Annotated in this window: 11 protein-coding genes; 8 read left to right on the top strand and 3 right to left on the bottom strand. The window is 72.0% G+C overall.

All coding sequences use genetic code 11. From position 1 onward, the window contains the following. Positions 1-44 precede the first annotated feature (44 nt). Positions 45-848 (bottom strand): hypothetical protein, encoded by an 804-nt coding sequence (locus AB0O00_RS21580; RefSeq protein ID WP_363654129.1) that lies wholly within the window; start codon positions 846-848, stop codon positions 45-47. Between the two features lie 148 nt (positions 849-996). Here AB0O00_RS21580 and AB0O00_RS21575 point away from each other — a divergent pair, with 148 nt between their 5' ends. From AB0O00_RS21575 to AB0O00_RS21545, 7 genes are all read left to right on the top strand, one after another. Beyond that, positions 997-1,788, top strand: coding sequence for an ABC transporter ATP-binding protein (locus AB0O00_RS21575; RefSeq protein WP_363654127.1), 792 nt, complete (start codon positions 997-999; stop codon positions 1,786-1,788). Positions 1,789-1,900: 112 nt separating this feature from the next. After that, entirely contained in the window at positions 1,901-2,332 is a 432-nt protein-coding gene (locus AB0O00_RS21570; RefSeq protein WP_363654126.1) for an NfeD family protein, read from the top strand. 10 nt (positions 2,333-2,342) lie between these two features. Next, the gene (locus AB0O00_RS21565; protein ID WP_363654125.1) at positions 2,343-3,389 is read left to right on the top strand and encodes an SPFH domain-containing protein; all 1,047 of its coding nucleotides are present in this window, start codon (positions 2,343-2,345) and stop codon (positions 3,387-3,389) included. 193 nt (positions 3,390-3,582) lie between these two features. Then, complete coding sequence (locus AB0O00_RS21560) at positions 3,583-4,341, top strand: sulfite exporter TauE/SafE family protein (RefSeq protein ID WP_363654123.1); 759 nt, start codon at positions 3,583-3,585, stop codon at positions 4,339-4,341. Between the two features lie 40 nt (positions 4,342-4,381). After that, entirely contained in the window at positions 4,382-4,561 is a 180-nt protein-coding gene (locus AB0O00_RS21555) for a DUF1272 domain-containing protein (RefSeq protein WP_363654121.1), read from the top strand. A gap of 37 nt (positions 4,562-4,598) precedes the next feature. After that, on the top strand, positions 4,599-4,904 hold the full coding sequence (locus AB0O00_RS21550; protein WP_363654119.1) for a 4a-hydroxytetrahydrobiopterin dehydratase: 306 nt from the start codon (positions 4,599-4,601) through the stop codon (positions 4,902-4,904). Between the two features lie 79 nt (positions 4,905-4,983). Continuing rightward, positions 4,984-6,888, top strand: coding sequence for a PQQ-binding-like beta-propeller repeat protein (locus AB0O00_RS21545; protein ID WP_363654117.1), 1,905 nt, complete (start codon positions 4,984-4,986; stop codon positions 6,886-6,888). A gap of 35 nt (positions 6,889-6,923) precedes the next feature. Here the strand turns inward: AB0O00_RS21545 and AB0O00_RS21540 are convergent, their stop codons facing one another. Continuing rightward, the gene (locus tag AB0O00_RS21540) at positions 6,924-7,439 is read right to left on the bottom strand and encodes an HNH endonuclease (RefSeq protein WP_363654115.1); all 516 of its coding nucleotides are present in this window, start codon (positions 7,437-7,439) and stop codon (positions 6,924-6,926) included. A 324-nt stretch (positions 7,440-7,763) separates the two neighbouring features. Between AB0O00_RS21540 and tyrS the strand changes: the two genes are divergently transcribed. Continuing rightward, entirely contained in the window at positions 7,764-9,038 is a 1,275-nt protein-coding gene (gene tyrS, locus AB0O00_RS21535; RefSeq protein WP_363654130.1) for a tyrosine--tRNA ligase, read from the top strand. Positions 9,039-9,263: 225 nt separating this feature from the next. On the opposite strand, the gene AB0O00_RS21530 is transcribed toward tyrS, so the two are convergent. Continuing rightward, positions 9,264-9,489 (bottom strand): hypothetical protein (locus AB0O00_RS21530; RefSeq protein ID WP_363654113.1); only part of this gene is annotated, 226 nt, incomplete at its 5' end.

Below are 9,489 nucleotides of genomic sequence, written 5' to 3'. Positions count from 1 at the left end.
CGGGGGGCGGGGTATGTCGGGCCGGCCGACTCCCCGCGCGGGGCTCAGCTGTCCTGGCGCTCGTCCACGAGGGCGTTGTAGGCGGCCACCTGGGCCCGGCGGGCGGTGCGGCGCAGCGGAGCGAGGACGGACTGGCGGGCGGCCATCTCCGACGCGCTGACGGCGGCGCCGTGGCCGCCGGAGGCGATCGTCAGGAGCGCCGACACCTGGCGGGCGGACTCCAGGACGCGGACGGCGCGGGCCGGGTAGCCGGGCGCGAGCAGCTCCGCGTGGCCGCGGCGGCGGTACGCGTCCAGGGCCCGCAGCGCCTCCGGTCCTGCGCCGGCCACGTCGAGGCGGGTGAGCAGGACGGTCGCCTCGCGCAGCCCGTCGGCGAGCTCGCGCTCGGCCTCGTGCAGGGACGGCACGTCGGCCGGCGGCCCGTCGTTGACCGTCGAGCAGCGCCACAGCACGGTCGCCGAGCGGTCCCCGGCCGGGCCGAAGACCTCGATCTCGGGCACCAGCCCGAGCGGCGCGCCCACCGCCAGGACGGCCTCGCCCACGCCCATGGCCCGCTCGTTGAACGGCGCCGGGCCGGTCAGCCCGAGCGGGTGCCCGGCCGAGGGCAGCGCCAGCCGCAGGCCCCGCACGCCGAGCACCCTCAGCCGGCCCAGCGCCCACGTGAGCCCGTGCAGCTCGCCCGGTTCGTCCCCGGGCAGGCCGGTCACCCGGTGGCCCTCGTCGTCGCCGAGGACGGCCGCGGCGGCGTTGTCCGGCGCGACCAGCCCGGCGAGCAGGGCGTTGCCCCAGGCGGTCAGTCGCCCCGAACGGGGCTCTTCGTACGGATTGTCGGCAGGAGTCGCGAGCATCCGGCCAGCCTACGGAATCGGCGGTCATCCGCGTGGCGTAGGTTTGCCCATGCGCGTGCGGCGCAGCCACCCCGTGCCCACCGGCTGCCGGAGTAGGCTCGCCGCCCGCACCGACGGCCGAAAATCTTGTATTGGGGAAGGCGTAGGCATGAGCGACGTGCTGGAGCTGGTGGACGTATCCGTGGTCCGGGAGGGGCGCGCGCTGGTCGACCAGGTCTCGTGGTCCATCTCCGAGGGTGAGCGTTGGGTCATCCTGGGCCCGAACGGCGCCGGCAAGACCACGCTGCTGCAGATCGCCTCCTCGTACCTCTTCCCGACCTCGGGCAAGGTCTCGGTGCTCGGCGAGAAGCTCGGCGAGATCGACGTCTTCGAGCTGCGCTCCCGGATCGGTCTGGCCGGCGCCGCCATGTTCGACAAGCTGCCGGCCGAGCAGACGGTGCTGCAGACCGTGCTGACCGCCGCCTACGGCATGACGGTCAGCTGGCAGGAGAGCTACGAGCAGTCGGACGAGTCCCGCGCGCTCGCGCTGCTGGACCGCCTCGGCATGTCGGGCCTCACCGACCGCAAGTTCGGCACCCTGTCGGAGGGCGAGCGCAAGCGCACCCTCATCGCCCGCGCGCTGATGACCGATCCCGAGCTGCTGCTGCTCGACGAGCCGGCCGCCGGCCTGGACCTCGGCGGGCGCGAGGACCTCATCCGCCGCCTCGGCGCGCTCGCCCAGGACGAGTTCGCGCCGGCGATGGCGATGGTGACCCACCACGTCGAGGAGATCGCCCCCGGCTTCACCCACGTCCTGATGATCCGTCAGGGCAAGGTCCTCACCGCTGGCCCGATCGACACCGAGCTGACCGCCCGCAACCTGTCGAAGTGCTTCGGCCTGCCGCTGACCCTGGAGCGCCACGGCGACCGCTGGTCGGCGCAGGGCCTGCCGCTGGGCTGAGCCCCCGTCCGACAACCGCCCCGGCGCGCCGCGGGAACCGGTCGCACGCCCGACCGGTTTCCGCCCCTCGACCTGCGGGAACTGTCCGCCACGAAGGCCCTTCGTCCCTAGGATGGATTTCGTGGACAGCTGGTTGTGGTGGCTCCTGGCCGCCGTCGGGCTCGGCATACCGCTGGTGCTCACCGCGATGCCGGAGTTCGCCATGTTCGCGGTCGGCGCGCTGGCGGCGGCCGGCGTGGCCGGACTGGGCGCGGGGGTGGTCTGGCAGACCCTGACGTTCGTCGTGGTCTCGGTCGCGCTGCTGGTGGTCGTCCGCCCGATCGCCTACCGGGAGCTGAAGAGGGGCCCCAACATCAAGATGGGCATCGAGGCGCTCCAGGGCGCCACCGCGGTCGTCGCGGAAACCGTCGACGGGGAGGGTGGACGGATCAAGCTGAACGGCGAGATCTGGTCGGCCCGCGCGCTCCACCCGGACTCGGTGTACCAGCCGGGGCAGCAGGTCGACGTCGTCGAAATCCAGGGCGCGACCGCCCTGGTCGTCTAGGGGAGAGTCCGTGGAACCCGTCCTTATCGTTTTGGTCGTCCTGGTCGTGGTGGCCTTCATCGCGCTGATCAAGACGATCCAGGTCATCCCGCAGGCCAGCGCCGCCATCGTGGAGCGCTTCGGCCGTTACACCCGGACCCTCAACGCAGGTCTGAACATCGTCGTCCCGTTCATCGACCGGGTCCGCAACCGCATCGACCTGCGCGAGCAGGTCGTGCCGTTCCCGCCCCAGCCGGTGATCACCCAGGACAACCTGGTCGTCAACATCGACACGGTGATCTACTACCAGGTCACCGACCCCCGGGCGGCCACCTACGAGGTCGCCAGCTACATCCAGGCGATCGAGCAGCTCACCGTCACCACGCTGCGCAACATCATCGGCTCGATGGACCTGGAGTCCACCCTGACCTCCCGCGAGGTCATCAACGCCGGTCTGCGCGGCGTCCTGGACGAGGCGACGGGTAAGTGGGGCATCCGGGTCAACCGCGTCGAGCTGAAGGCGATCGAGCCGCCGACCTCCATCCAGGACTCGATGGAGAAGCAGATGCGCGCCGACCGTGACAAGCGCGCCGCGATCCTCACCGCCGAGGGCCAGCGCCAGGCGCAGATCCTCAAGGCCGAGGGTGAGAAGCAGGCCGAGGTCCTCAAGGCCGAGGGTGAGGCGCAGGCGGCGGTGCTGCGCGCCGACGGTGAGGCGGCCGCGATCCGGACGGTCTTCGAGGCGATCCACGACGGCGACGCCGACCAGAAGCTGCTCGCCTACCAGTACCTGCAGACGCTGCCCGAGCTGGCCAAGGGCGACTCCAACAAGCTGTGGATCATCCCGAGCGAGGTCGGCGACGCGCTCAAGGGCCTCGGCGGCGCGTTCACCGGCATGGCCGGCGGTGGCGTGAACGGCGGCGCGGTCGCGGCCCCGAGCGTCCCGGCCGCGGCCCCGGCCGCCACCCAGGTGCCGATCGACTCGGCGGCGGGCCCGCGGCCGGTGGACATCGACAAGGGTGCGGCCCGCCCGCGGGTGGACCCGGCGCGCGAGTACCGCAAGATCGACCCGGAGTGAGCCGGGCCGCGGTGACGCCGTGAGGCGGTGACGCCGTAAGGCAGTGACGCGGGAGGGCCCGCCGTCGCACCGAGAGGTGCGGAGGCGGGCCCCCGGCGTTTCCGGGGTGTTCCGCATGGTGGTCGGGGCTGGTCGGTTCGACAGGCCGTCCGGCATGATCCCTTCGGACCCGGACGAAAGGAAGAGGTGACCCGTGACGCTCTGGGAGGCGATAGCCGTCCTGGTGGCGGGCGTCGGTGCCGGGATGATCAACGTGATCGTCGGCTCCGGCACCCTGATCACCTTCCCCGTCCTGCTCGCCGTCGGCATCCCGCCGGTCACCGCCAACGTGTCCAACTCCTTCGGCCTGGTGCCCGGCTCGCTCAGCGGCGTGATCGGCTACCGCCGCGAACTGGCCGACCAGGGCCGCCGCCTGCTGCGCCTCGGCACCGCCTCCCTGCTGGGCGGACTGGTCGGCGCCGTGCTGCTGATCACCCTGCCGAGCGGCGCCTTCGACGCGATCGTCCCGGTGCTCATCCTGCTGGCCCTCGTCCTCGTGGTGATCCAGCCCCGGGTGGCCAAGGCCGTCGCCGCCCGCCGCCGCCCCGGCGGCGACCCGGACGGCAGCCTCGTCCTGCTCGGCGGCGTCTTCCTCACCGGCATCTATGGCGGCTACTTCGGCGCCGCGCAGGGCGTCCTGCTGATGGCGCTGATGGGCATGCTCCTCCAGGAGAACCTCCAGCGCATCAACGCCGTGAAGAACGCGCTCGCCATGATCGTCAACGCGGTGGCCGCGCTATTCTTCCTGTTCACCTCGACGGTGAACTGGACGGCCGCCGGGCTGATCGCGGTCGGCTCGCTGCTCGGCGGTCTGGTCGGCGCCAAGGTCGGACGCCGCCTTCCGCCGGTGGCGCTGCGTGCGGTGATCGTGGTGGTCGGACTCGTGGCCGTCGTCAAGCTGCTGATGGGCTGAGCGCTCATCAGACCGTAGGAAAATGCGAAGGAGCACCCCCATGGCCCTGGAGATGCGCGAGACCTGCGAGCGCTGCGCGGTGTCGCTGACCGCCGACGGCCCCGCCTCGATATGTTCCTACGAGTGCACCTTCTGCCCGGACTGCACCGAGGCCATGGCCGCCGCCTGCCCCAACTGCGGCGGCGAACTGGTGACCCGTCCGCGCCGGAAGGCCGCCTGACCCGCACCCCGACCGGACGACGCACGGGAGCACATCGATGAGCAGCAGGGTACGGCTGAGCGAGGACGCGATCACGACGGCACTGGCCGACGTGCCGCAGTGGTCACGGGAGGGCGACGCCATCGTCCGCACCGCCGACGCCCCGGACTTCCCGGCGGCGATCCGCGTCGTCGACGCCGTCGCCGGACAGGCCGAGGCGATGGACCACCACCCCGACATCGACATCCGCTGGCGCACCCTGCGCTTCGTCCTGTCCACCCACAGCGCGGGCGGGCTCACCAGCCTCGACTTCACCCTCGCCGCCCGGATCGACGAGGCCCTGCGCGCCGAGTCCGCCGCCTGACGGAGGCCGGAGCGGGGCCCTCCGGCGGGCGTGAGATGCTGACTGCCGCAGTGCAGGCGGCTCGGGAGGGACGGAACGGATGGCGCAGGAGCCCTTCGGAGACTCCCAGCAGCAGGCGTGGTACCCCCAGCAGCCGCAGCCGCAGCCGCAGGACTGGCAGGGCGGCTACCCCGAGCAGCAGTACGGCCAGGACATCCAGCAGGGGCACTGGCAGACGACCGCCGGCTACGGGCAGGGCGAGTACGGGCAGCCCGCCGGGTACGGCGAGTACGGGTACGACCAGCACGGGCAGACGGTGTACGGGCAGGGCGGCTATGCCCAGGACCCGTACCAGCAGCCCTACCAGCCCTACCACCAGTACCCCGGCTACGAGCAGCAGCAGTACGCCGAGTACGCCGCGCCCGTCCCGCAGCAGCCCGCCGAGGACAGCCTGTACGTGCCGGCGGGCGCGGAGTACTCGGCCGACGGCTACGTGCACATCGAGCCCACCGAGCCGGAGCCCGTGGCCCCGGGGGAGTCGGAGTCGTCGGAAGTCCCCGAGCCCGTCGTGTCATCCCGATCGGCCTCGCGCCGGGGTGCTGACGGCGGCGGCAAGAACGCCAAGGGCGGCGGCTCCTCGCTCGCGGACAAGGCCCGCGCCGCCGCCGACGCGGTCCTGACCGGCGAGCACGTGCCCAGCCGCAAGGCGCTCCTGGTCCGCACGGGTGCCGGCTTCGCCGCGCTGGGCGTCCTGATAGCCGCCGGCCTGATGGTCGGCATCGAGGGCAGCGGCAGCGCGTCCACGTCGGGCGGCGGGGGCGGCGGTGAGCCCGGCTTCACCGTCGCCCACACCAAGGCGTGGTCCGCGCAGCCGGCCGTGTCCGCCCAGCCCGGGGCGGACGACACGCTGGTCGGGAGCTGGCTGCTGGCCGACGCGGTGGTCCGGGCCGATGCCGCCGGCGTGCGCGCGTACGACCTCGCGGCGGGCAAGCCGGTGTGGGCGGTCGAGCCGCCGGCCGCCGGGGCCGTCCCGTGCGGGCTGTCGCCGAGCGTGAACCCGTCCGGTGTGGGCGCCGTGCTGTTCCGGGCCCAGGCGGATCCGAACAGCCCGTGCACGCTGCTCGCCGCCGTCGACACCAAGAGCGGCAAGACCGCGTGGACGAAGACCGTGTCCGACGCCAAGGGTGCCTACACCGCGCACGTCGGCGTCACGGAGGACAAGGTCGTGGCCGTCGGCGACGACCGGGCGATCGCGTGGGACGCCGCCGACGGCAAGGACGTCTGGCAGTACACCGGGCAGGGCAAGTTCTGCACGCTCTCCGGCGGGGTCGCCGGCAAGACCGTGATGGTCGCCTCCTCGTGTGCCGACTCGACCCCGGCCGGCCAGGCCGTCGCGCTCAACACCGCCGACGGCAAGGTCGGTTGGTGGCGCGGACTGAACAACAACCCGAAGACGGTGACGGTGCTCTCCGCCGAGCCTGCCGTCGTCCTCACCACCGGCGAGAAGCCGGCCGACGACCGGGTGTTCGCCTGGGGCGCGACCGGCGACCCGGCCGCCGAGATCCCGGTGACCACCGACGCCGGCCGCCTGGACGTCGCCCACGGCACGTTCTCGGCCACGCCCGGGGTCTTCTTCCAGGACCGGACGATGGTCACCACGCTGGCGCCGGCGAACGGCAACGGCGCCGTCGTCGCGGTCGGCTACGACCTCGACAGCGGAAAGCAGAGCTGGAAGGCGCAGGCCGCCGAGAAGGGCGTGCTGCGGGCGGTCGCCCTCGACGGCGGCTCCCTCGTGCTCGCCGCCGACGAGCGCCGCGACCAGCCCGCCCACCTCAGCCGCTTCGCGGTGACCGGCGGCCACGAGTCCACCGGCGGCAACTTCCCGCCGGGCACCGGCTCGCTGTTGATCTCGGGCCGGGTGCTGATCGGCGGCGGCAAGGTCGTCGTGGTCCCCGAGCACTCGGCGAACTTCGGGACGGCGGCCGGCTACCAGGCCAAGGGTTAGCCGACCACCGCCCGGGCGTGTCTAGTGCCGTGGCACTAGGCCGCGGGCACGACCGGCAGCCAGTCGGCGAGCTCCCTGGCCTCCGAGTCGCGCAGGCCGAGCGCCAGCATCAGGGTCGCCTGCGGGGTCGGCACGAACGGGCGGCGCAGCAGGTTCATCCCCGCCTGCTCCGGCGTCCGGTCGGCTTTGCGCTGGTTGTCCTCGGCGCACGCGGCCACCGTGTTCAGCCAGCTGTCCTCACCACCGCGCGACCGCGGCTGCAGGTGGTCCACCGTGGTGGCCCGCCGCCCGCAGTACGCGCACAGGTGCTGGTCACGGGCCAGGACACCCCGCCGCGACCACGGCGCCTGTTGTCGGAACGGCACCCGTACGTACCGTTGCAGTCTGATCACCCAGGGCACCGGGACGGTGACGCCCGTCCCCCGGACCGTGCGCAGCGGATGCGCCTGCTCCACCACCGCCTTGTCCTGGAGCACCAGGACGACGGCGCGCTGGAGCGACACCGTCGTCAGGGGCTCGTAGCTCGCGTTCAGAACCAGCGTGTTGCGCACCTCGGCACACCCTTCCCACGGGCGTGCCACGGCGGCACGACCGTCTCCACACACGTCACTGCCGCCGCACGGCGGTGGGACCACTCTGAATGGGCCCGTGGCCGACGAACAACGGAATTTCCGGTGTCGGAGAGGCGCCCTGGGGCCGCACGACCGGTCCCGGTCGACACGGCGGAGCCCGTTCGGGGAGCGGGGACGGTGCCTCGGGAAAACTCGCTGGCCGGGACCGCGTAGGCTCTATCAGGCTGGAGTCGTACCGACCCGGGGCCCGACCGAACCGGGCCGGCACCGGGCCGGACGCCCGATCGAAGGAGAAGCGTGACCGTGACGGACATCGTCGACGAGCTGCGGTGGCGTGGGCTGATCGCCCTGTCCACCGACGAGGACGCACTGCGCAAGGCGTTCGCGGACGGCCCGGTCACGTTCTATTGCGGGTTCGACCCGACGGCCCCCAGCCTGCACCTCGGCAACCTCGTGCAGATCCTCACCATGCGCCGCATCCAGCAGGCGGGGAACCTCCCGCTCGGCCTGGTCGGCGGCGCCACGGGCCTGATCGGCGACCCCAAGCCCACCGCGGAGCGCGTCCTCAACGACCCCGAGACGGTGGCCGGCTGGGTCGAGCGCCTGCGTGGCCAGATCTCGCGCTTCCTCGACTTCGAGGGCCCGTACGCGGCGCGCATGGTCAACAACCTGGACTGGACGTCCGGGATGTCGGCCATCAGCCTGCTGCGCGACGTGGGCAAGTACTTCCGCGTCAACAACATGATCGCCAAGGAGGCCGTCGCCCGGCGGCTCAACTCCGACGCGGGCATCAGCTACACCGAGTTCAGCTACCAGATCCTCCAGGGCATGGACTACCTGGAGCTGAACCGCCGCTACGGCTGCACCCTGCAGACCGGTGGCAGCGACCAGTGGGGCAACCTCACCGCCGGCACGGACCTGATCCGCAAGGCGGACGGCAAGTCCGTGCACGCGCTGGCCACGCCGCTGATCGTCAAGGCCGACGGCACCAAGTTCGGCAAGACCGAGTCCGGCACGGTCTGGCTCGACCCCGAGCTGACCACCCCGTACGCCTTCTACCAGTTCTGGCTGAACGCGGACGACCGGGACGTCTCCAACTTCCTGCGGATCTTCAGCTTCCGCTCGAAGGAGGAGATCGAAGAGCTGGAGCGCGAGACCACCGAGCGCCCCGCCGCCCGCCTGGCCCAGCGCGCCCTGGCCGAGGAGCTCACCACCCTCGTCCACGGCGCCGACCAGTACGAGCGCGCGGTCGCCGCGTCCAAGGCGCTGTTCGGCCAGGGCGAGCTCGCCGACCTGGAGGCCCCGACTCTGGCGGCGGCCCTGGCCGAGGTCCCCAAGGCCGAGGTCGCCGAACTCCAGCCGGTGGTCGACCTGTTGGTCGCCGTCGGCCTGGCGCCGAGCCGCTCGGCCGCCCGTCGGACGATCAAGGAGGGCGGCGCCTACCTCAACAACGTCAAGGTGACGGACGAGGAGGCCGTGCCGACCGAGGCCGACCTGCTGCACGGCCGCTGGCTCGTGCTGCGCCGGGGGAAGCGCAACCTGGCGGCGGCCGAGCTGACCGCGCCGGCCGCGGTGTGAGTGCGTGATCCACACCGTGTGGCACAGACCGTGTGACACAGACCGTGTGACACGAGTGGCGTGACCGAAACCTGACGCCGCTGACCAGCGGCTTCGACGACCGAGGGCGGGATCCAGCCGGATCCCGCCCTCGGCGTTTGACGATGACCTCCAGGTGGCCTAGTGTTGAACGAGTCGCTGAAGCGGCCACACCACTTGGTAACCCCACTCTCACCTCGTTGCCCATTAGCTTGGGTCGTTCGGCGTCTGCGCCGACAGGGTGAGCGTGAATTTCGGGTGACACTCGAAATGCGCTAATGTGGAGGTCGTCGCGGAAAGCGGCCCCGGCCAGTTCGGGAAATCGGATGAATGAAACTCCGGAAAACGGAGCGGAAAACATCTGATAAGCTGGAAACACGAAAGAACGAAGCGCCCGGAGGGCCCGCTGGAAGGCGGCTCGAAGGAAGCGTCC

The sequence above is a fragment of the Kitasatospora sp. NPDC093558 genome (assembly GCF_040683475.1).
Lineage (GTDB): Bacteria > Actinomycetota > Actinomycetes > Streptomycetales > Streptomycetaceae > Kitasatospora.
Note: the sequence above shows the minus strand (reverse complement) of the source record. Positions and strands in the feature narration are given on the sequence as shown.